This window comes from Paenibacillus sp. HW567 (genome assembly GCF_000374185.1).
GTDB lineage: Bacteria > Bacillota > Bacilli > Paenibacillales > Paenibacillaceae > Paenibacillus_AQ.
Genome location: NZ_KB910518.1, coordinates 1631651 through 1655619 on the forward strand (window position 1 = coordinate 1631651; position 23969 = coordinate 1655619).

Below are 23969 nucleotides of genomic sequence, written 5' to 3' on the forward strand. Positions count from 1 at the left end.
CATGCCCGGACAAACGCCGCAACCCCGGCTGCACCAAAAGATCATTTTAACGACGTATAGCCGGTCTTCTGCACCAGCTCCTGCCCTTCGGCCGACTGCATCCAGTCCAGGAACGGCTGGACGTGCGGGTTGGCGCTTCCTGCTGTGACGGCGTAGAACTCGGCGGTAAAAGGGTATGTTCCGCTGCGGATGCCCTCTTTGTCGGGTTTAACGCCGTTGATTTCCAGCAGCTTGATGTCAGCATTGCCATTCATTTCGGAGGCATAGAACAAAAAGCTGAAACCCAGGGCGTTCTTGAAATTACGGTAGTCGGCTGTCTGGGAGATGATTCCGCTCATAACATCCATAACATCATCCTGCGGTGGTGTCATAAGCTTGCGGCCATCCATGATTTTCTCCAGCATGGTCTGGCTTCCGCTGCCTTCATCGCGCTGAAAAGCCCGAATCTTCTCACGCTTGCCCCCGGCCTCCTTCCAATTCGTCAGCTTCCCGGCATAGATATCCTTGATCTGATCTGTGGTCAGCCCGGAAACCTTGTTATGCTTGTTCACAAAAAAGACAAAGGCCTCACGCCCGATTGGAGTAAGCTTAAGCTCCTTTCCGGTCTGCTTCGCCTGTTGCTGCTGGGCAAGGGAAGGGGCTGCGGCAAAAATAATGTCGCTCTCTCCGGCGATCAGCCGCTTATAGGCTTCGGGGGTTGTGGAGCAGAGAACCGTTCCTTCATCCGTTCCATGCAGACTATAGCTGCCTTTGGGATATACGGCCTGCACATAAGCCGCATACAGCGGGTAGAGCGCAGTTGCCCCGTCAAGCCGGGGAAGGCTGTCGTCTATGTGCAACGAGGCAGTATGATCCATAACAGCAGCCTTGGAGTCCGGGGCAAACGGTGTATACTGGTTCAAATCCACTTCGCGGTCCTTTACCACAGTCAGGCTGTTGATATACAGCTTGTTCAGCTCATACCCGGCGGTAGCCAGCAGGCACAGCCCGGTGAAGACTGCAAGAATGATGTGACGGGTCCGCCGGGAGAGCAGTTGAAATATCGCGATCACGGCATAGACAGCCAGCCCGGCGGCAATAACCACAACAAGCGGCGCGTAAAAGACAAGTCCACCGGTTAGTGAGACGATAATATACGCAATGAATCCGGAGAAAACGAGGGCGGTCAGCGCCAGAATCGAATAGAGCAGATTCGTTCCAAAGGATCTTTTCACAGCGGCCTCTCTTTCCTGTAGCTAAAATATGGATAAAAAACACATTTCTATTATATCTGAACTCTGCCAGAATATCTTCCAGATAATGAGAGGATCATATGTCAAAAATGCGTTGCAGATGAAAGAAATGTGAAGATTTTCATAAAAGACTGGACGAAACGCAGGAACGGAGGTATTCTGAGGTTGTGAAAATAATAACGGAATACAAGATTCTCGGGGTAAGGTGAAATTCCTGACCGGCGGTGATGTTCAAGCGAACTAAGCCCGCGACTTCTTTCCTCTGTCTACAGGGGAAGGAACTGATCTGGTGACATTCCAGAGCCGACGGTAAAGTCCGGATGGGAGAGGATCATAAGGCATAGGCGACAGGGTTATTTCTGCTGTCTTTGCTCTGAATAACCCCCGAATGATGCCTGTTTGTTTCAGGTGATTCGGGGGTTTTGGTCTCTTATCGAGGGTTTGTATCGACAAGGAGAAATGAATTATGAGTCAAGTCACTGCTTCATCTTCAGGAACACGCACTGCACCGCTGCGCAGCGGATTCTGGCTGGTTGTGCTGGGAGCGGCGTTATGGGGCGTCGATCCGCTGTTCCGCATCATTTTGCTCAAATCACTGACCTCCTCCCAGATTGTGCTGCTGGAGCATGTTGTGCTGTTTCTGGCTGCTGCACCGGTGCTGTGGCGCCACCGCGCCGAGCTGAAGGCTGTCCGCCTGCGTCAGGCCGCGGCACTATTGATCGTATCGTGGGGCGGCTCTGCCGTGGCAACGATCCTCTTCACCAAAGCCTTGTCCAGCGGTGACCTGAATGCCGTGCTTCTGCTGCAAAAGCTGCAGCCGCTGTTCGCCATCGGTCTTGCCGCCGTAATTCTTAAAGAGCGTTTGCCCAAAAATTTCGGAGTATTAATCGTTGTCGCTCTTGCCGGAACCTATCTGCTCACCTTCGGCTGGACGATTCCTTTCGGCCATATGAACAGCTTTATCGGCGTCAGCAGTCTGCTCGCGCTGGGAGCGGCTGCATTGTGGGGCGCTTCTACGGTGATGGGCCGTTATTTGCTGGGTTCGATGAAATACGAGACGGTGACTTCACTGCGCTTCATTCTTGCTCTGCCCTTGCTGTTCGTCATTACAAGCATGGAGGGGGCGCCTTGGCAGATCAACGGGGGCCTAAGCACATCGGCATTGATTGGCCTCAACCTGCTGCTTCAGGCTCTCCTGCCGGGACTATTCAGTATGCTGCTGTATTACAAAGGGCTTAACACCACCAAGGCCTCATTTGCAACACTGGCCGAGCTCAGCTTTCCGATGACCGGTATTCTGATCAACTGGATTGTATACAACCAGCTTGTAACCTTGCCGCAAATTATCGGCTTTGCGCTGATCTGGACGGCGCTTTTCTTCATCTCAAGCCAGCAGAGCCGGCAGGCTGAACCAGCCGCGCTTGATCTGTCCAAAACGAATAAAATCAGCGCCTGAGGGGACTGACCCCAGGGTGCTAGTAAGAAAAAGATGTCTCCGGCAGCCGTTTGCGGCTTGGGAGGCATCTTTTTTGTCTGATGATTCCGCTTGCAGTATTCCAGCTATTACCTTTGCGTCCCGGAAGAAACTTTGTACAATAAAAGCTGTGACTCTATCTGAAATAACGATGTCTAGTGCGGGGTGTGAAGCAGGATGTACAGAACTAATTTGTTCCGCAAAATCGTAGGTATCATGGTCATTATGCTCATTCCAATTACCATTCTCTACTTCTATTCCAATAAGACGACCACCGATGTGCTGCGCAGCGAGCTGAACACATCGAACAATAACCAGCTCAGCTTTTTTCAGAGCCAGGTGGAGACCAATATGGAGCTGCTGTCCTCCTGGCCGATCCTGCTGATTCATGATCCGGATATTCTTAGGCTGAAGGACATTTCTCTTGCGCAAGGGCAAATGAATCTTGATGCTATCCAATTGGTAAAGCGGATTCAAACCAAAATCAGTATCCAGGAAAGCTCTTCCAACTGGAACAGCAAGCTGTTTCTGTATTCCCCTTCTGTTCACCGGATGGTAACCGAAAACGATGCCCTGCTGTACAGTGACGAGGAGTTGCAGCGTGAGGTGAAGTCCGGCGGCTGGCATGTAGAGAAAATTAAGGATCAGGGAGAGGAGCGGTTCCTGTTCTCCTGGTATTCTTTTACGCCGTATATGTCCGAGTTCTCTCCGCAGCGGGCAACCACGATTATGAAGGTGGAGTTCGACAGCCGCAACATTGAGGATATGCTGGATAAATTCAAGAGCGACGGCAGAAGAGACCCTTTCTACTATAAGCCGGGTACGGGACTGATCTTCAACCGAAGCAGCGACCGGACGCTGGCGGAGCAACTGGTGAAGCGGCTGGAGCAGGGGCAACTGAACAGCAGCGGCAACCGGACGCTGGATATCGGCCGGCAATCCTACAGTGTCAATATCGTATATTCCGCTAAAATGGGCTGGTATCTGATCGACTACATGCCGCTCTCGGAAATTTTGCAGCCGATACATACCTCGAACCGGTTATTTTATTTCTCAGTCGGGGCGCTGCTGCTTATGAGCAGTCTTGTGGCTTACTTGCTGTACGTTCAGGTGCAGGTCCCTGTCAGACAGCTTGTGGGAGGGTTCCAGAAGCTCAAGCAGGGTGATTATTCCGTGCGTGTAGGTATTAAAGGCAGGAATGAGTTCAGCTTCCTTTCCGTCCGCTTCAACAGCATGGTCGAGCAGATGCAAGAGCTGATTGAGAACGTGCTGATGGAGAAAATTCATGTGCGCGAAGCCAGGCTGAAGCAGTTGCAGTCGCAGATCAACCCGCATTTTTTCTATAATTGCTTCTCCTTTATTACAAGTATGGCGAAGCTGGACAATACCAAAGCTGTAATCGGCATGTCGCATAATCTGTCCAGGTATTACAGGTACACTACCCGGCAGGAGCGCGATTTGGTGACGCTGCCCGAAGAAGTAGAATTTGTGACCCATTACCTGGAGATTCAAAATATGAGAATGACCCGCCTGCAATATTCGGTGAGTATACCGCCGCAAATGCGCAGGCTTGAGATTCCTCCGCTTGTGCTTCAGCCTTTGGTGGAGAACGCGGTGCTGCACGGCATTGAGCCGGCGGCGGATGCCGGGCGGCTGAGGATAACGGGCACCTGCAGCGGCAGAAGGATGACGCTCACGGTGGAGGATGATGGGCGGGGCATGCAGCCGGAGAGCATAACCAAGCTGGAGCAAATGCTGAACCAGCCGATGGATGAAGAAATGGGCTGCGGATTATGGAATGTCCATCAGCGTCTGCGGCTTCGCTACGGCGAAGAATCCGGCATCACCTTTGCACCTTCGCAGCTCGGCGGCTTGCAGGTCACCATTCATTGGCTGCTGCCCAACGTCCATTCTGACAAGAGCACCCAGGAGGGGAAACAATGATCGAGCTATTATTGGTTGATGATGAAGCTTATGTAACAGAGAGTCTGGCCCGTACAATTCCCTGGGGGGAACTGGGAGTGGAGCAGGTGTATCAGGCGTCTTCCGGCTCCGGGGCGCTGCAAATTCTGGAGCAGCACAACATCGACATTATCGTTACCGACATTTCCATGCCCGGCATGACCGGACTGCAACTGATCGAGACGGCAAGCGAACGCTGGCCGGATCTCCGCTGCATTCTGCTTACGGGATACTCCGATTTTGATTATGCCAGGAAGGCGATTCAGCTTCAGGCTTTCGATTATATTCTGAAGCCGGTGAATGACGAGGAGTTCATACGGAGTGTCTCCGGCGCCATCGAGTCGCTTAGGGATGAGTGGGAGGCGCATGACCGCTACCACCTGCTGCTGTATAACCGCAAAGCCGACTACAGCGTGCTGCGCGGCAAGCTGATGCATGATTTGCTGCTGGGGAAGCGAATGTCTGAGCGGACGCTTGCCTTGAAGCTTAAGGAATACGAGATTCCGTTCGATACCGGAGCGGAAGCGGTGATGCTGCTCATTCAGCTTGGCAAGCATTACACGGCAATGGACCCGGGCTCCATCTCACTGATGGAATACGCCATTTGCAATATTGCGGAAGAGCTGTTCGGGCACCGGTTCCGTGTCTGGTTCAGCAAAGCGCCGCATGACTGCCTGATTCTGCTGGCGGAGCTGAGCAGAGAGACGCTGAACGAGATCGAACTGCTGGATAATTACGAAGAGATCCGGCATGAGCTGCTCAAGGCGAATATCGCCAGCTTCCGCGAAAGTGTCAGCGATTATCTGAAAGGCGAAATCTCGCTCGTCGTCTCGGAATGGTTTGCTTTTCCCGATGAAATGACCGCTGCCTACCGCAGTGTGCTCAGTACCGTTTATTTGGCAGCGCATAATGATTCCGGCTATGTATTGTTCCTGAAGGACAGCCATTTGCAGGAGCAGCAGGCCATAAGGCCGCTGGACAGCCTGTATCGCCCGCCGACGCTGATTCATCTGCTGGAGTCCAAGCAGTGGGAGGCCGCCCGCCAGAAGCTTGAAGACGTGTTCCGGGATATGGAGGGCGTGCGCTTTTCCAGAGAGCATCTGTACGAGGTGTTTCTGTCCATTACCAATGCCATCATGTATATTGCTCATAAGAGCGGACAATTCATTCTGCAGATTGACCAGCACGCGTTTGATCCGCTCATTGCCCAGAATATCATCTCTTCGTTTGACAAGCTGCAGGTGTGGGCATTCGAGCTGCTGGAGCGGCTGAAGACAGAACTGCTGGAGAGCGACCAGAATACGAAGAGTTATATTGTCAAGCAGGTGCATGCGCTGGTGGGGAGCGATTCCGGCCATGACCTGTCGGTGAAGACGATTGCCGAGCAGGTATATCTGCATCCGGTGTATTTGTCCAAGATTTACAAAGCCGAAACGGGAGAAGGACTGGGGGATTATATCATCCGCATGCGGATGGAACGCGCCCTTTACCTGCTGAAGAATACGAACAAAAAGGTCTATGAAATCACCACAGAGCTGGGCTATCAGAATCCGCAATACTTCAGCAAAATGTTCAAAAAGCACTATGGCATGACGCCGAATGAATTTCGGGATGGCTAGAGGCCGGATGATAAGCGAATCCAAGGGGGAAGACAATGGGCACTCCAAGAAAAATATGGCTCCGGCTCCTGGGCTTAAGCGCCGTGCTGGCCGTCAGCCTTGCAGGCTGCGAGGGCAACGGCAGCCGGGAATCCTCTAACGCTAACGATGGTGCATCCGGCGTCAATGTCCGGCCCGCAGTAACTGCCGGCAACGTCTACAAGGATAAATACGATCCTGAGGTAACGATAACTACTGTGTGGGGCGTTGACCCGGAGCTTAAATTCAAGAACGGTGAATCCATCGAGTATAATGTAGCCACCCGGTGGGCCAAGGAGAAGTTCGGCATCAACGTCAAATCGCTTTGGTCCATCACGGATACGGGCGGAGCGTTTGGCACGAAGCTGCGCCTCGCGATGTCCTCCGGTCAGGAGCTGCCTGATATTGTGACTATCGGTACGGCTGACGCTGCGGTTGCACAGGATTTGATAGATTCCGGCATGTATGCGGAGGTCGGAAGCCTATTCGATAAATACGCCTCCGGCACCTGGAAGGCTGCGATGGCAGAGGACCCGAGTGTGTGGAACCCCTACATCCGTGACGGCAAAAAAATGGGCCTTCCTGTCCTCGATTATGCGTACAATCATGATTATATTTTGTGGTTCCGCCAGGATTGGCTGGAGAAGCTGCATTTACAGGTTCCTGTTACGATTGAGGAGCTGGAGGAGGTTATGGAAGCCTTCAAGTACCACAATCCTGACGGATTGAAGCCGGAGCAGGTTACTCCGCTGAGTATCGGCTTCAAGACAACGATGAACACCTGGATGGGTGACCCTTCCTGGATCTTCGGCGCCTATGGCACACTTCCGCAGCAGTGGAACTTAGGGGCGGACGGCAAGCTGGAATACGGCTCCGTGGATGCAAGGATGAAGAAAGGCCTTGCGAAGCTCAAGGAATGGCTCGGAAAAGGCTATATTCCCCAGGAAGCGGGCCTATGGGATGAGAATAAGACGGCGGAGCCGGCCGTAGCAGGAACGGCGGGCATTATTCCCGGCCCCTACTGGATGAGCGGCTGGCCGCTGAAGGATACGCTGCAGAATGTGCCGGATGCCGTGTGGGTACCTGGAGTAATCCCGGCTGGACCGGATGGAACCGTCATGCGGCACGGGACTCAGTATGCGAATGGCGTCACGCTGATCAGCAGGAAGATGAAGCACCCGGAAGCGTTCTTTACCTATGAGAACTATCTGTTCGACAACTTTGCGGACCCGCAGCCGGGCAGCGGGCTGGATAACGGTCTTTTTGCCGGGTATGACTATGAGCTGAGCGCCAGCGGCAGGATGTTGTCCAGTGATAAAATTTCCGGAGGTTATGTCAACAGTATCCGTTACCTGCTGGTGCGTGACGGGGCGCGCATCCCCGATGCCCAAATGAAGGCGATGCTGCACCTGGCGGATGGTATGGAGCCGGCCTCCAGGCTGGAGAAGGATGTGGCGGTTAACTACGGGAAGGCCACTCCTGCGGCAGCCAAAGTGCTCCTGCAGCAAAAGGAGAAGTCCTTCAAGAATATGTTCACAGGACCTGCTACAGAAACGATGAAATCGAAGCTGGATTACTTGAACAACCTGGAGAGCGAAGCGCTTAGTGCCATCATCTACGGCGAGCAGCCGCTGGACTATTTCGATTCCTTTGTGGCTGACTGGAAGGCGGGCGGAGGCGAACGGATCACCAGAGAAGTGAATGCATGGTACGATAAGATGAGAGCAGGCGGCAACTGAGTCAAAATGCAGCATAGACGCGGTACGGGTCTAAGCGGACGCAATAAGCAAGGCAGACCCGGGATGTGACCCGAATCTGCCTTTTTGTGATGTGCTGTGATGGGCTTAGTTCAGAAATGCGTCGAGCGCAGCCGTAGGTTTGCCGGAGGAATCGAACGCTCCTTTGGTATACTGATACCATGTGCCATAGCTTTCAGGCTCCCAGTAGAACACGCCCAGTCCTTTGCCGCCGCTGACGGATTTGGTTTTGCTGATAATATCGGCCAGGAAGGACTTGGCGGCTGCCGGAGCGCTGACGTCCATGCCGACTTCGGTAATCATCACCTCTTTGCCGTAGCGGGCGACCATATCATTCATGTTGGTCAGAGTTTGCGTATTCTTCGTGGACCAATCGCTGGTGCTTGGGTAGAGTGACATGCCGATGACATCATAGTTTGCACCGTTTGCTTTGAGCCCGTCGAACATCCAGCGGAACAGGGAGTTGTCATAGCCATTGGACAGATGCACGATAACTTTGGTGCTGCTGTTGACCGCTTTTACCGCGCTGTAGCCTGAATTAATAAGTGCGGCAAAATTGCCCATGCTCACCGATGCCTTGCCATCCTCCCACAGCATTCCGTTGTTGGTCTCATTGCCGACCTGCACCCATTCTGGAGTTACGCCGCTGCTTTTCAACGAGCTCAGCACATCGTAAGTGTGATCATAGACCGCTGTCTTCAGCGCATTGAAGTTTTTGCTGGCCCAGGCGGCAGGCTTCTTCTGGTTGGCCGGGTCTGCCCAGGTGTCGCTGTAATGGAAGTCGATCAGGATGCGGAAGCCCATGTTTTTGGCCCGGACAGCCTGCTTGATCACATCCGCTTTATTGGAAAAATTGAGCGAAGGATTGACCCACACCCGCAGCCGGATCGAGTTCATCCCATGATCCTTGAGAATCTGCAGCAAATCCTGCTTCTTCCCGCTGTCATTGTAAAAGGACCAATTATAGTATTCCATCTCCGACAGCCAACTGACATCCGCACCTTTGGCAAAAGAGGCCGCAGCCTCCGCAGGCTTAGCTGTAAAGTAGCTGAATCCCCCTCCGAGCATTAGCGCCAGGCAGAGGACAAGCTTGATCCATGACTTTGATTCCGGTTTGTACATGTAATACCCTCCTGAATGATAATAATATAAACAGCCCCTATCTTGTACGCGCTTACAATTAATCCCCTCCTTGTGTTTCTACTAAAAGTGTAAGAGAAGCAGGTTTATTCTGATACCCATAAAAAGTCAATATTCAAGCATTTTTGGAAACTTGTTGATCCTAATCTGGACTGTAGATCCGCTCGATTTGAGCGGCCCAAGAGTAAAAATAAGCCTTTTCTGCCATACTACCGTTATTCTTGCACTCAAGCTGCTTCACATCACAACCGTCAGGAGGTATCCGCGGATGAATGCCCGTACGGCGCCAACGATCTACATACAGCTCAAAAACCGGGTAACTGTGTCAAAAGGCAAAGGTGTGCTGCTGCGTGATGTGGCTTATTTGATAACGGAGCCGGAGTGGAGGGAGCCGCTGTATTCGCTGATGCTGCTGGAGCCGAGACATAGCGACGGCAATCTGATTCTGATAGACCTGCTGACCGTTATTCCCCGGATTCATGAGCTTTTGCCCGAAGCGGATATTCAGCCGATTGGCGAGGGTCGTACCATTGTGCAGATTGAAGGCCCGGTTGAAGCCCGTAAGCCTTCCATAGCGCTATTTGTGCTGGTGTGGCTGCTGCTGTTCTTCGGCTCGGCGCTGACGATTATGAATTTTCATGCCGACGTCAGCATGGAGGAGGTGCAAATCCGGATTGTCGAGATGCTGACCGGACGCCGGGATGAGCACCCCTATGTGTTCCAGATCGCCTATTCCCTGGGCATCGGGTTTGGTATGGTCATTTTTTTCAACCATCTGTTCAAGAAAAAATGGAACGAAGAGCCGACTCCGCTGGAAGTGGAAATGTTCCTTTATCAGAAAAATATCGACCTTTATGTAGTCAACGAAGAGTACAGCAAAATGAAACGCCATGAGGCAGAAGCTGATAGGCACACGGAGGAAGGAGTATGACCGCACAACTGTCGATGGGTCTGAATCTGCTGCTTGGCATTGCCGGGGGGATCGCCGTGGGCGGCGGGGTGATTGCTCTTTTTATTGTGCTGGATGTGGTTCCACGGCTGGCCCAGCTTACCTCCTCCTATGATAAAGTGCATTGGTACGAAGGAGCGATGGTAGGTGGCTCGCTGCTCGGCACCATGAGTGACTTCTGGAATTGGCGGATTGCCGCCGGGCCATTGGTGGAGCTGGGAGTAGGGCTGTTTGACGGCGTATTTATCGGCATGCTTGCCGCAGCGCTTACGGAGGTGCTGAATGTGCTGCCGATCCTGGCCAAACGCCTGCACATGACCCATCTGCTGTTCGGGCTGCTGATGGCGATGGTGTGCGGCAAGGTTGCAGGCTCTTTGTTCGACTGGTTTGTGTACCGACAGTAAAAGGGGGTTACGGAGTGGTTAAGTATATTCACAGCGGGGACTATGTTGAAAATAAAAAAGATTCAGCCAAGCCTGGCACGACAGGCTTAGAGCAGGGCGGCGTGAAGGCCGATGGCAGCGCGAAGGCAGATGCCGGGGAGGGAGCGAACGGCAGCGGGAAAGCCGATGGCGGTGGGGGAGCTGACGGCAGTGCGTCAGCCGGTGGCAGCATGGGGGCCAGCGACAGCGGGAAAGCCGATGGCAGTGCGTCAGCCGATGGCAGTAAGGGGGCCAGCGAGAGCGGGAAAGCTGGTGGCAGCGCGTCAGCCGATGGCAGTAAGGGGACCAATGACAGTGCTGAAGCCAGTAGCAGCGCTGAATCTGATGGCAGCACTGAGTTCAGTGGCGGTGGAAGAGCCAGTGGCAGCACGGAAGCCAACAACAGCATGGAAGCTGCGATATCGGCCAACAGCACCTCGGTAGTGGCAGCGGCGGATGTCGATGTTGCCCTTCAAGCCGGCAGTGGCTTAACGGGAGCTGGAGCAGATTCGGCTGCGGGAGCAAGCGGAACCGCGGGGGAAGAAGGTGCAAATCCCGGAGAGCAGGATGCAGGGAATACTGACGCGGCTGCGGGCAGTCAGGCGCAGGATGCGGAAATGGGCAGCGAGCCGGGAGCAGAGGAGCCGCAGAGCGGCCATAAAGGATTCCTGGCCAGACTGTTCGGTGACGATGAAGAAACGGACGACGAGGAGGGCGGCGATGCGCCAGAAGCTGAAGCTGGCGACGGGGCAAACGCTGGAGCTGACGCAACAACAGGAGCTGATCAAGGGTCAAAGGCTGGAGCTGACGCAACAACAGGAGCTGATCAAGGGTCAAACGCTGGAGCTGACGCAACAGCAGGAGCTGATCAAGGGTCAAAGGCTGGAGCTGACGCAACAGCAGGAGCTGATCAAGGGTCAAAGGCTGGAGCTGACGCAACAGCAGGAGCTGATCAAGGTCCAGACACCGGAGCTGACGCACAGGCAGGAGGGCCGGCGCACGCCGGCACCAGCCCCGGCAAGCAGGACACGGAAGCTGCCGGGGAACTGGGAACCGGGGAGCCGGAGAGTGGCAAAAAAGGTTTTTTTGCCAGATTATTCGGAGACGACGAAGATATGGAAGATGAATCTGATCCAGATTCAGACTCCGGGTCAACAGCGCAGCAGGCACAGCCGGGGAAGTCAGCTAAGGACCAGGCGCAGCAGCCGGATAAACCCAAGCAAAGCAAAAAGAAAACCGGGAAGGCCGGGGCGGCAGACAACAAGAATAAAGATCCGCTGCAACAGAAACGCGACAATGAGGAGTCCGATTCCCTGGAGCAGTCGATTATTTACTGGCAGGGCAATGATCAAATTTCGCCTCATCTTGAGGCAACGAAAAAAACACTCACCGAGGTGCTGGGCCTGGGCTCCTCCTTTGATGTGATATTCCGCGAGATGACCTTCTGCGGGCGCAGGACGGCATTGCTATGCATCAGCGGATTTGCCAAGGATACGATCATCGCTGAAGTCCTGAAGCGCTTATCCTATCTGACGCCGGAGAATATTAATACCGATATGCTGATCAGCTTCATGAACGAATACATTCCCCATATTCAGGTGGAAAAAGGCGACATTCTGAGCGAGAGTCTTAACAAATATCTGGCGGGTATGAGCGTCTTCTTTATCGAAGGGGAAACAGAAGTTATTATAATGGATACGCGCATCTATCCTGCAAGAAATCCTGATGAGCCCTCCATTGAACGGGTGGTGCGCGGTTCGCGCGACGGATTCACAGAGACACTTCTGAGCAATGTCGCGCTGGTCAGAAGACGGGTGCGTGATCCCGGATTAAAATATGAGCTGCACCAGGTTGGCCGTAGGACGCGAACCGATGTCTGCGTAGCCTATATTGACGATATTGTTGACAAAACCCAGGTACAGGCCGTTACCGATAAAATTAAAAGCCTCGATATCGACGGCATCCCGCTGGCGGACAAGCAGCTTGAAGAGGCAATTGTCGGCGGGGGATGGAATCCGTATCCGATGGTCCGTTATTCGGAGCGCCCCGATGTTGTCGCTTCGCATTTGCTGGAAGGCCGGGTGGTGGTTTTTGTCGACACTTCGCCCAGCGTCATGGTTCTGCCGACAACGTTCTTTGATCTCTGCCAGCATGCGGAGGAGAACCGCCAGACCCCTTTTATGGGGACTTATCTGCGCTGGGTGCGGTTTATCGGGATCTTTGCTTCGATGTTCCTGCTGCCGCTCTGGATGCTGCTTGTCATCCATCCCGAGCTGAAACCGGCGGCGCTGGATTTTATCGGACCGCAGAAAATGGCCAGAATCCCGATCCTCGCCCAATTCCTCATCGTCGAGCTTGGGGTTGATCTCTTGCGCATGGCTGCGGTGCATACACCAACTCCGCTAGGCTCAGCGATGGGCTTAATTGCCGCAATACTGGTAGGGGACATCGCTGTAAAGACCGGTCTCTTCGTTAACGAAGTGGTGCTCTATATGGCGGTCGCCTCCATAGGCATGTTCGCAACACCTAGCTATGAGCTGGGGCTGGCGAACCGGATTGTCAGGCTTGCCCTACTGCTTGCCGTAGCTGCGTTTCAGGTGCAGGGATTCATGATCGGCACTACGCTGCTGATAATTCTGCTGACCACACACCGTTCCTATAATTCATCTTATTTGTGGCCATTTATACCGTTTAATGCAAAGGCGATGGGTGAGATCATCCTGCGCCGCCCGGTGCTGACCTCCCTAACAAGGCCTTCCTTCAACAAAACCAGAGATAACACACGGATGCCGCCTAACGCGGGGAATAAAAACAAATCGTAGGAAAATACAAATCAACTGCAAATTAGTCCATTCTATGGCGTTCCCTCTGTCTGCTATACTGAATACACTAAATAGCCCCGTAAGCGTTCATTTCAGACTGAAAGGAACACTTCGGGACCACAAAACATACACTAGACAGGGTGGAATTTGAGTTTCCACAGAAATTGGAGGACTGCGCAAAATGTTTTTACACGGGACGAGCCGAATTAATGATAGTGGGCATTTGGAGATCGGCGGATGCGATGTTGCAGATTTGAAGGCGGAGTACGGTACCCCGCTGTATATAGTGGACGAGCAATTGATCCGGCGCCGCTGCCGCGAATATATGGACGCTTTTGCAGCATCCGGACTTGAATTTCAGGTTGCCTACGCGAGCAAAGCTTTTTCAGTAATGGCGATGTGCCGGGTTGCTGACGAAGAGGGCTTGTCGCTGGACGTTGTATCTGATGGAGAGCTGTATACCGCATTGCAAGCCGGATTTCCGGCTGAGCGCATTCACTTCCACGGCAACAATAAGACACCTGATGAGATCGAAATGGCGATTGATGCCGGAATCGGCTGCTTCGTAGCCGACAATCTGGTTGAGCTTGGCATGCTGCAGGCCATTGCCCTGCGCAAGGAAGTGACTGTGAATATTCTGCTCCGCGTCACGCCTGGGGTGGAGGCGCATGCGCATCATGCTTACGCTTCAACAGGACAGACCGATTCGAAGTTCGGCTTCGATATCGGCAACGGCTCCGCAGAAGAAGCAGTGCGTTTGGCTTCCGGCAAAAGCAATCTGCATCTTCTGGGCGTTCATTCGCACATCGGCTCGCAGATTTTTGAAACGGAAGGCTTTGAGCTGGCGGTTGAGCGGATTGCCGACTTTACCCGTAAAGTAAAAGAAGATCTAGGCGTTCAATTCCGCGTAGTGAACCTTGGCGGGGGCTTCGGTATCCGCTATGTGGAAGGGGATACCCCGCTGCAGGTATCCGAATATGTAGCGGCGATCACAGGCGCGGTGAAGAAGCATTTTACAGGGATCAACGAGACGCTGCCGCAAATCTGGGTAGAGCCGGGGCGCAGTATTGTGGGCGATGCCGGAACTACGCTGTATACCGTTGGCACAAGCAAAGAAATTCCCGGCGTACGTAAATACGTTGCTGTTGACGGCGGCATGACTGACAACCCGCGTCCGGCGCTTTATGAATCCAAATACGAGGCGCTGCTCGCCAACCGTGCTACCGAAGCGAATGAAGAGACCGTTTCGATTGCCGGCAAATGCTGCGAAAGCGGAGATATGCTGATCTGGGACGTGGAGCTTCCGAAGGTGGAGAGCGGGGATCTGCTCGCTGTAGCCTGCACCGGTGCGTACAACTATTCCATGGCCAGCAACTATAACCGGATTCGCCGTCCGGCGGTAGTCTTCGTCCAGAACGGGCAAAGCGACCTTGTCGTGCGCCGTGAGAGCCACCAGGACATTGTCGCCAACGATATTGTACCGGCCCGCATTGCGAAGCAGGCGGTTGTGAAATAGATTTGCAGTAGCAGATACGAAGCGCAAAACAGCAGGCGGGAGAACTCCCGTCTGCTTTGCTTTGTGCGTGATTTCATAGTACACTAAGAAAAGTGTTCAACATCTGAAATTCCGAAAGGGGTCATTTACATATGGCAAAGCAAGCGAAAATTACTCTTGAAAATGGCAGCGTAGTGCTGCTGGATCTGTTCGAAAAGGATGCTCCCAATACAGTAGCCAACTTCGAAAAGCTGGCTAAAGACGGTTTCTACAACGGTCTGGTTTTCCACCGCGTAATCCCTGGATTCGTAGCTCAAGGCGGCTGTCCAAATGGTACAGGCTCTGGTGGCCCTGGCTACACCATCGACTGTGAGATCAACCCGAACAAGCATGAACGCGGAACGCTTGCTATGGCACATGCCGGCAAAAACACAGGCGGAAGCCAGTTCTACATCTGCTACGCGCCACAGCCACATCTTGACGGCGTTCACACTGTATTCGGCAAAGTGGTTGACGGCATGGACCAAGTAGATGCTTTCAAAGGACGCGACAAAATGACTTCAGTGGAAATTATCGAAGCTTAATTTTCACTAAATAGCAAAATAAGCAGGACAAAGACAGCAGGTCTCCGGTATGGGGGCCTGCTGTTTTTGTGCGTGCTTTTCTTACAATATCCTTCTCCGGTGCTCATGGCGGGTGCTGAACCACTTCGGCAGCCGGAAGAACACCAGATACATCGTCACAAAGACTGCAAAAGCAAACGCCTCCTCCACCAGCAGATAATACGGATAAGGGCCAAAATAATCCAGCACGGAAAAAGTGCTCGGCTTATGCGCCAGGAACATGTAGTTGGACCCCAGGATTCTATCGGCGGCATAGACCGCGGCAGCGACAATATTGAGGCAGAGCATCGTAAAGAACAGTGACTTCCAGGTTGGCCTATAGCCTTCGACCCAGGTCATATACAGCGAAGCCAGGATGATCGCACCGTGGGCGATGAAGAACAGCAGGAAGCGGAAATGCGGGAATGGATACACCAAGTTTGGTGTAATGAGCGCAATGAATGCGCCGCCAATGCCGGCAAAATAAAGAAAGGAATAGAGCAGGCGGCTGCGGGTAAGCAGCATAACGATAGAGAGAAGCAGCGTGATTCCGCACAGCTCCAGCGGCAGGGACGCGTCTTTCTTCCACATGTCCTGGGAAATGTACCAGATTTGCAGTGTTCCCTCTGACAACAGCAGGATGACCACCAGCAGCCGCCGGATGAATCTCCTTGAACCAGAATGTGAGCGAAGCGTAAAACGCGCCCCATAGAGCAGCAGACCGAAACATGCGACTAAAGACAGGGCAATGAGATGCGAGGGGGAGAACATGATGAAATCAGTATCGTGCTGCCGGTTAAAGAAAGATTTAAAGTCCACAAACTGCCTCCTTAGGCCTAAAAAAATATTACCAAAAAATAATTATCCGAATTTTAAGATTTTCTGATTCTAAAGATCTATCCTTAGGTGATATAAGTATATATCGCAGACTCTGGCCAGAACAGGATCAGATACAAATTTCTCATAAGATGAACGTAGAATTTCCAGAATACATAACTGGCCTTTTAGCGGAGTATGTCTCTACAGGGGCATTCGGCGGTGATCTTCATAAGACCTTTGGTATTCTGGCCGTTTTCTGAACATACCTATGTGTATTCAGAGGGGATGAGCTGCAAGCAGGATTCATTGAATCCCACAATATTTTGGGGAACGGGGGCTTTTAGTAAATGGTGAAAAAAAGATTAAGCATGGCCGTCGTAATCCTTATGCTGTTTGTGCAATATGCATACGGCATAGGATTTACTACGCAAGTTAAGGCAGCACCCATTGAAAATGATAGAGACATCATTACCAGTGTCTCCATGGCGGTGTACGGGGCGGATGGACAGACTGTTACAGACAATGTGTATGAGGTGGGGGCGAATGTCAAGCTGGACTATACCTGGTCTCTTCCAAACGGCCATGGCTATAGCGCCGGAGACACCTTTACCTTTCAGATCCCCGCACAATTCGAACTGTTTAATGACATCAGCGGACCACTGGTTTCGGATGATGGCGAGGTAGGCAGCTTCAGTGTAAGCCAGTCTACACACCAGGTGGTCATGACCTTCAATAACTACATTGAAACGCATGACAACGTACAGGGAACGCTTAGCATCAATACGAAATTTGATAAACAGGTAATTACCGGAAGCACGGTGCAGGAGATCCAGTTCCCTGTGGGCGGCGGGATACAGACGGTAACGGTCATCTTCAAGCCGTCCGTTGGCTCGACGATTGAGAAGAAGGGTGTGTCCAGCGGCTTCAATGCAGACCATATTCAGTGGACCGTTGATGTCAACAAGAAGCTGGAGCATGTAGCAAACGCTGTTGTCACCGACCCGATCCCGTCCGGTTTGTCTTTGGACAGTACGGTTACCCTTGCAGTGTATCAGCTTGGAGTTCAGCTCGATGGTACGGTTACTGTAGGCGCTCTGCTTGACAGCAGCAAATATACGGCTGAGGTTTCCGGCGGGAAGCTTACCGTGAATTTTACCGATCCTGTGATAGGCAGTGCTTACCGGATTGCTTATACCACAGCGATTGTGGATGACTCACGGTCGAGCTTCACCAACACGGCAGCGTTTACGGGAGATGGACGTGATCCTGTAAGCTCCTCGGCAACGGTAACGGTTGAGCGCGGCGGAAGCCTCAAAAAAATGGCAACCGCCTATGATTGGGGCAGCCAGACCGTTTTCTGGGCAATCGAGTACAATTACAACAACAAGAAAATCCCGCAAGGCAGCGCGGTTCTAAAGGATTTATTCGACGCTTCACAAAGGCTTGCGATAGGTACAGTAGTAGTCTATCCGGTAACCCTGGATGCTGCCGGGACAGCCACAAAGGGTACTCCTCTTGTAAATAATGTGGACTACACTATAACAGGGCTTGGCATTGTCGGTAAGAACGGCTTCAAGCTGGAGTTCACAGGCGGTATTTCTTCAGCTTACCGGATTGAATATCAGACTATATCGCAGAGCCGCGTATTCAAAGACACAACCATCACCAACACAGTATCGGACAGCACCTACAGCGCTGAGGCGAAACAACTGATCCGTCCGGCAATTATTTATAAGAACTTGTCCGGTATAGATTATAAGAATAAGACAGCAGTCTGGAAAATCACTGTGAACGGCGATAATTATCCGATGAGAGAAGTCGCGGTTACGGACTCCTTCCCGCAAGGGGGATTGAAGTTCGTTCCGGGAACGCTGGTTGTAAGGGACCTCTTAGGTACGGTGCTGAATGCTTCAGCCTATACCCTGGAATATAGTACGCCGGTGCAGCCCAATGCCGGGTTCAAGCTGAAGTTTGCTTCGCCGATCAGAGATACTTATACCATCACTTATACAACGCAGTTCAACAATGACTGGTTAAACGGCAACACCGATAATTTTATCAACAACGCACGAGTAGACTGGAAGGATATTGAGGGTCCGCCTCTTTGGACAGAAGCCCAGGGATTATTTATTCCCCGTTCTGAAATGAAGAACAACGGCTTCAAAGCGGGGAACTACAATGCTTCCGCCAAAGAAATCACCTGGACCGTAGGCGTCAATTACAACAGCAAAGAAATTGCTGCTCCAAATGTCACAGATATCCTGAATTCGGGGCAATCCCTGGTCCCAGGCTCGCTTAAAGTCTACAATATGAATGTCAATGCCAAAGGCGATCCTTCGCAGGGCTCCGAAGTCAGCAGCAGCGCTTTTTCGTACAGCGTGAGCGGCAATGAGCTTAAGGTAGTATTTGCGGAGCCTATCAGCTCACCGTATTATATTGTTTTCAAAACAAGTCTTGAAGGACAGTTGGTGGGCACTTCAGTCTTCAATACGGCTAAGCTGCTGGATGGTGCGAAGAAAGTCTCCAAGAATCTGACCGCATCTGTGAACATCCCCCACGGAGATGAATATGTCCATAAAGAAGGCCGGCAAAATGGCGACAAACTGGATTGGACGATTACGATCAACCGCACGCAGTCTTATGTAAAAAATGCAGTAGTCAGGGATTATCCCAGCTCCAATCAGATTCTGCTGCCTGCTTCCCTCCACCTCTATCCTGCTGCGGCTGCAGCGAACGGAGAGGTGACAAAAAGCGGAGCTGAACTGGTGAAGGATGCCGATTATACGTTGAACATCAGTATGGATGCGGATGGCAAGCAGAGCTTCGTGCTCAGCTTCCTGCATGATATCAACTCCGCTTATATCCTGGAGTATCAATCGCTAATCGTTGCGAACTCAGGCGATAAGCTGGTCAATTCAGTGTTTTTCGACGGTATTAATATCGCATGGGGAACCAAGTATACGACCAAAGAAGTTATTGTAGGTGTCTCCAGCGGCTCGGGAACAGGCAGCGGTGTCCGTGGAACCTTGACTGTTCATAAGCTGGACGCTGCTGATAATCAGCTTGCGCTTAGCGGCGCAACCTTTGAGCTATACCGACTGAACGCTGCGGAACGGGTGCTTGTCAACACCCGGACTACCGATGCCGCCGGCAATGCGGTGTTCAATAATCTGTGGCTGGGCAATTATATCCTGATTGAGAAGGAGGCCCCGGAAGGGTATGCGCTCGATACCAAAGAGTACCCGGTTACTATCGGCTCTTCGGCCAATATCAACCTGACTGTGCTCAATACGAAGCTGGCAACGCCGACTCCGACGCCAACACCAACGCCGTCAGCGTCACCGATAGCGTCGGCAACGCCAGTAGTATCGGCATCACCGGAAGTATCGGCATCACCGATAGCGTCAGCAACGCCTGTAGTGTCGGCATCACCGGAAGTATCGGCATCACCGGTAGTGTCGGCAACGCCGGTAGTGTCTGCGTCACCAGGATCGAGTGCAGTTCCTACTGTGGCACCAACGCCGGGAGCGCCTGCAACACCGTCTCCCACACCTACTGCAGCACCCACTGCGGTGAGTCCTGTCGGTACTGTCGCACCAACACCGGGAGCTTCCCAGATCCCCGGAGTAATTATTAATGATGATCCTGTTCCTGCCGGTGCTGCTCAGACGGCTGCACCGACGGTTTCACCAACGGTTTCACCAACGGTTTCACCAACACCGCCAGCAGATAATGGGGTTGAAATTGACGATGATGAGGTTCCGGTAGGCGCCGTTAAAGACCCTGCAAGCGGCGGCAAGCTGCCAGAGACCGGAGGCAAGCTGCCGCAGACCGGAGAAAGCAGCCCGATGCCGATCTATCTGGCAGGTCTTGGACTGATTCTTGCCGGCTTTATTCTCAGCCGGGTATTCAAACGGTCTAAAGAATAGACCATTTGCTAGCTAAAGAGCACGCGGCAGATCATCTGCTGTGTGCTCTTTTTTTGGCGGGCTTCAGCCTGATGAGCACGCGAAGCGTGGGAATCAAAAGACCACCTGCTATGCGGTTTACCCAAGCCCCCTTTGGTGGATATTAGGCAAAGCTACTAGATCGTCAGACTATACATGTAGGAGTTCAAACGGTTCTCCTCCGAACAAATTAGGCGTGGAGAACCCATTGCAGGCGTGTCGTATCAGGCTCCACGAACAGAATCATTTCCTGATCGGAAGAGTCTGCCTGCTTGCCTGCTTGCCTGCTTGTCTGGTTGTCTGGTTGTCTGGTTGTATGCTTGTAAACGGACCGAGCCGCTCTTATTTCCACTGGAAGTCATTTTTCCGCAAGTGAACGGACTCCAGAGCCTTTATGGATAAACATTCACCCCAAATGTACCTGCCGGAGTGGCGATAAGCGCGTTACAGTCCGTTAGCCCGGCTAAATGTATCCTTTTCGGGAAGATAGGGGCTTTTCGGTCCGTAAGGAACAGGAGGATGGATATCGACGAATGCCACTCCCACCCAACCACGAAGGCTCTGTCCTAAGCCGCAGATGTAGAACTGATATGTACTAGCTAGCACATGAATTATACTCGAGGCCTATGTTCAATGGGGCAGTGGGTTGCTAGGGGAAGAATAGCTGTTGCCAGCGCAGGAACAACGTCAGAAATGCCGTTGTTAGAAGCCGAACCACCGGCTAGCCCGGAACAACGTCAGAGCTGCCGTTGATAGAAGCCGATCTACCAGCTAGCCCGGGGACAACGTCAGAACTGCCGTTGATAGAAGCTGAGCCCTCGGCTAGCCCGGGACAACGTCAAAACTGCCGTTGATAGAAGCCAGCGGCCGCTTGTTCCGCGAGGCTAAGGGGCACTCCCGCCGCCTGCTTTCAGCCCGGCGGTTTTCCCGCCGGCCTGCATTGCCCGTGCAGCAGGCGATGGCCCTCAGGCATGAAGCCGTGCCTCGGCTTCGCGTTTCTGCACTGCCTCCTGCTCGCTGCCGCTCTTAAGTCCTCTCCGTCCCAGCAGAGTGACAACTAGAATTGCTAATCCGGAAGCCAGCAACAGGAACTCGGACGGAATCCGGTCCACGAGTACTCCGAACAGAATCATCCCAAGCGGCGCGATTGCCCCGGATGCTGTCTCGGCAACGGCGAACACCCGTCCGCGATACTCCTCTTCAATTATTTGCTGCAAATAGACCTGAATTGGAATATTGATATTCATCACCGTGACGCCGACAAGAAACATCAGTACAAGCAGGAGAATAAAAGCGGAAGTGCTGCTAATGGAAAATACCAGAGGAAACGCCATGCCGAGGAACAGCAGACCAAGTGTGCACAGGCCCCGAATCAGGGAGCCGGTGGGATTGTTGCTTTGACGGCGGACGGTCAGCAGCAGGGACATAGTCAGCATGCCCGCTCCCAGCATGGCCTCAATTATGCCATATTGCCCGGAAGTGAGCGAGAGAAGCTGTATAGCGACATAGGGCAGCACAATATCTAGGGATACGACGAAAAAATTGACCCAGAACACGATAATAATTACAGCGCGGATGATGGGCATTTTAAAAACATAGGAGATGCCCCCGGCAAGACTGTCCCGCAACTCTGCGAGCACATGTGAGCGTACCTGCGGGGCTGGCTCTTCCGCTGCCGAATGGGAGGTTTCGCCGTGATCTGCCGTATCCACAGTTGGCTTGAACCGCAGTCCGCAGCTCATAAGGGTTGAAACGGCGAAGCCGGCTGCATTCAGCAGCATGAACAGCTTCAGGGAGACGATGGCGTACAGCATGCCGCCTAGTACGGGGGCGAGCAGGTTGCCGATGGAGCCGGCGATTTGATTGAGTGAGCCGGCGCGCTGGATCTGGTCTTCATCCACAAGCTGCATCAGGGAGGAAGAGACGGAGATTCCGTAGAAGGTGGAGCATATGGCCAGCAGAACCAAAGAGGCGTAGATGGGAATCAGAGAGACGCCTTCAACAGAGACGGTCAGAAAAGCAAGCAGCAGCGTAAGTACGGCAGCAAGGTCAGAGCAGATCAGCAGCATGCGGCGGTTCATCCGGTCTGCCATCACACCGGCGAAAGGCGCGAGCAGAATCCGGGGCAGCAGCCCGCATACCATTGTAATGGCGAAGCTTCCGCCGGAGCCTGTGAGGTTCAGGATATATAACCCTACTACAAAGGTATACATTCCGGAGCCCAGCATGGAGGCCAGCTTGCCGGCGAAGAACAGGAGCATATTCCGGTTGCTTGGCGACGGGAAAATAGCGTTTTTAGTGCTCATGTGAATCACTCCATTCAACAAAAGTTAAATTTAATTAAACTTATTTTAAACTCGAAGAGCTAATTTCGCAACATAAAGTTTAATATTATTTAACTTAACTTTTATAGAGCTTACTGGTACGCTATACTGGAGATTAAGACGGACAAAAGGATGGCACTCATATGACAACCAAACTAACGCTAGGAGATAAAGTCAAGCATTTGCGCAGAACCAAGGGGCTTACGCAGAGTGACCTGGCCGGAGAAGACATGACCAAAAGTATGCTCAGCCAAATCGAAAACGGCCGGGCGCTGCCTTCCATGCGCAGTCTGCAAATACTGGCTGCACGGCTTGGAGTGGATGCGGGTTATTTCCTTGAAGAGGAGCAGAGCGGGGACCTGCCCCGCCTGGTCCGCGACATTGAGGCCATGCATAAGCAAAAGAATTACCAGTCGATTGTTCTCACTGTTAAACCGCTTATGGAAGGGAAGCTGCCAATGACTGTGGATGCCGCCCGGCTGATGGAGTTCTACGTGGACGCCTGTTATTACACAGGAGAGGATGGCTGGGAAGAGGTGATTCAGCGGGCAGTGGAGATCTATGAGCGGTTCAATCTATATGTGGAAAGTGTCAAAGTCCAGTATATGGCTTATGCGCTACTGTTCGCCCAAAGCAGGTACAAGGACAGTCTTGAGCTGATCCTCCGTCTTAGGGAAGATTATGTGAGCAAAAAAGTCGGCAACGACTTTTTATTCGAAATTGAGCTCCATTATGCGCACAGCGTTACTTTATCGGCGCTGGGTGACTATGACGGGAGCCGGGAGGCTGCGCTCGAAGCAATTAAGCTGTCACGGGAGCAAGGTGTTTATTATTTAACGGACCATTTGTACCGCGTGTTGTCCAATCTTGCCCAGTTGTCCGGGAATCTGGATGAGGCGAAAATGTACCTGGTTAAAGCAGGGCTGTATGTGCAGCTTACAGAGGATGACTTGTCAATACAGCTTGTCCGGCTGTCCGAGATCAGACAGGCTAATGTGGAGCAGCGCTATGAAGAGGCATTGTTGCTGGCACAGCAGGTTCGGCCTCAAATCAAGGGAAGCAGGTATGAGTCGAACTGGTACCTTCAGACCGGAATTGCCCTGTATCATCTGGGGCGGGATGAGGAAGCGCTGGCGAATCTCTCCAAAGTTACTTTGCCTGATGATGCCTACCATCCGCTGGACCGTGCAGGCTTTTTCACCGTTTACGCCTACAAAGCCAAAATCTACGCCGGACACGGGAAGATGGAGGAGGCGCGCCAGCAGTCGCAGATTGCTTACGAACGGGTAAGAGAATATCCTCCTTCCGCATACACCCAGTTTATCGAAGCCACTTTCCTGGAGCTGCACCCTTAAGCCTGTCTTAAATTTTTCTTGAAAAGTCTGCA

At 52.6% G+C, this 23969-nt stretch carries 15 protein-coding genes and 1 riboswitch; of the genes, 11 read left to right on the forward strand and 4 right to left on the reverse strand.

Going from position 1 to position 23969, the window contains the following annotated elements; translation table 11 throughout:
• Positions 1–41 precede the first annotated feature (41 nt).
• On the reverse strand, positions 42–1214 hold the full coding sequence (locus B212_RS0107215) for a PstS family phosphate ABC transporter substrate-binding protein (protein WP_019909865.1): 1173 nt from the start codon (positions 1212–1214) through the stop codon (positions 42–44).
• Positions 1215–1419: 205 nt separating this feature from the next.
• Positions 1420–1568: riboswitch (FMN riboswitch) on the forward strand.
• Between the two features lie 130 nt (positions 1569–1698).
• Here B212_RS0107215 and B212_RS0107220 point away from each other — a divergent pair.
• The 4 genes from B212_RS0107220 (at position 1699) to B212_RS0107235 (ending at position 8044) form a co-directional block, all read left to right on the forward strand.
• On the forward strand, positions 1699–2688 hold the full coding sequence (locus B212_RS0107220) for a DMT family transporter (protein WP_019909866.1): 990 nt from the start codon (positions 1699–1701) through the stop codon (positions 2686–2688).
• A 195-nt stretch (positions 2689–2883) separates the two neighbouring features.
• Positions 2884–4650: a sensor histidine kinase gene (locus tag B212_RS0107225; protein WP_028530670.1), complete on the forward strand. Its 1767-nt coding sequence runs from the start codon at positions 2884–2886 to the stop codon at positions 4648–4650.
• On the forward strand, positions 4647–6287 hold the full coding sequence (locus tag B212_RS0107230) for a response regulator (RefSeq protein WP_019909870.1): 1641 nt from the start codon (positions 4647–4649) through the stop codon (positions 6285–6287). Before B212_RS0107225 ends, B212_RS0107230 begins: the two co-directional genes overlap by 4 nt.
• Positions 6288–6322: 35 nt before the next feature.
• Positions 6323–8044, forward strand: a complete 1722-nt coding sequence (locus tag B212_RS0107235) for an extracellular solute-binding protein (protein WP_019909871.1) — start codon at positions 6323–6325, stop codon at positions 8042–8044.
• A gap of 105 nt (positions 8045–8149) precedes the next feature.
• Here B212_RS0107235 and B212_RS0107240 read toward each other — a convergent pair whose 3' ends face one another.
• A complete protein-coding gene (locus B212_RS0107240; protein WP_019909872.1) occupies positions 8150–9184 on the reverse strand; it encodes a glycoside hydrolase family 53 protein in 1035 nt (344 codons plus the stop codon).
• A 286-nt stretch (positions 9185–9470) separates the two neighbouring features.
• Between B212_RS0107240 and B212_RS0107245 the strand changes: the two genes are divergently transcribed.
• From B212_RS0107245 to B212_RS0107265, 5 genes are all read left to right on the forward strand, one after another.
• Positions 9471–10133 (forward strand): stage V sporulation protein AA, encoded by a 663-nt coding sequence (locus B212_RS0107245; RefSeq protein ID WP_019909873.1) that lies wholly within the window; start codon positions 9471–9473, stop codon positions 10131–10133.
• Positions 10130–10555, forward strand: a complete 426-nt coding sequence (locus tag B212_RS0107250; protein WP_019909874.1) for a stage V sporulation protein AB — start codon at positions 10130–10132, stop codon at positions 10553–10555. Before B212_RS0107245 ends, B212_RS0107250 begins: the two co-directional genes overlap by 4 nt.
• Positions 10556–11688: 1133 nt before the next feature.
• Positions 11689–13395, forward strand: a complete 1707-nt coding sequence (locus B212_RS30960) for a spore germination protein (RefSeq protein ID WP_084673397.1) — start codon at positions 11689–11691, stop codon at positions 13393–13395.
• Between the two features lie 181 nt (positions 13396–13576).
• Positions 13577–14911, forward strand: a complete 1335-nt coding sequence (gene lysA / locus B212_RS0107260; protein WP_019909876.1) for a diaminopimelate decarboxylase — start codon at positions 13577–13579, stop codon at positions 14909–14911.
• Between the two features lie 131 nt (positions 14912–15042).
• On the forward strand, positions 15043–15474 hold the full coding sequence (locus tag B212_RS0107265) for a peptidylprolyl isomerase (protein ID WP_019909877.1): 432 nt from the start codon (positions 15043–15045) through the stop codon (positions 15472–15474).
• Between the two features lie 81 nt (positions 15475–15555).
• On the opposite strand, the gene B212_RS0107270 is transcribed toward B212_RS0107265, so the two are convergent.
• Entirely contained in the window at positions 15556–16311 is a 756-nt protein-coding gene (locus B212_RS0107270) for a YwaF family protein (protein WP_019909878.1), read from the reverse strand.
• A gap of 347 nt (positions 16312–16658) precedes the next feature.
• Here B212_RS0107270 and B212_RS0107275 point away from each other — a divergent pair, with 347 nt between their 5' ends.
• Positions 16659–20240: a collagen binding domain-containing protein gene (locus B212_RS0107275; RefSeq protein ID WP_019909879.1), complete on the forward strand. Its 3582-nt coding sequence runs from the start codon at positions 16659–16661 to the stop codon at positions 20238–20240.
• 983 nt (positions 20241–21223) lie between these two features.
• Here B212_RS0107275 and B212_RS30965 read toward each other — a convergent pair.
• Entirely contained in the window at positions 21224–22564 is a 1341-nt protein-coding gene (locus B212_RS30965; RefSeq protein WP_019909881.1) for an MFS transporter, read from the reverse strand.
• Positions 22565–22725: 161 nt separating this feature from the next.
• Between B212_RS30965 and B212_RS0107285 the strand changes: the two genes are divergently transcribed.
• A complete protein-coding gene (locus B212_RS0107285) occupies positions 22726–23937 on the forward strand; it encodes a helix-turn-helix domain-containing protein (protein ID WP_019909882.1) in 1212 nt (403 codons plus the stop codon).
• The last annotated feature ends 32 nt before the right edge of the window (positions 23938–23969 follow it).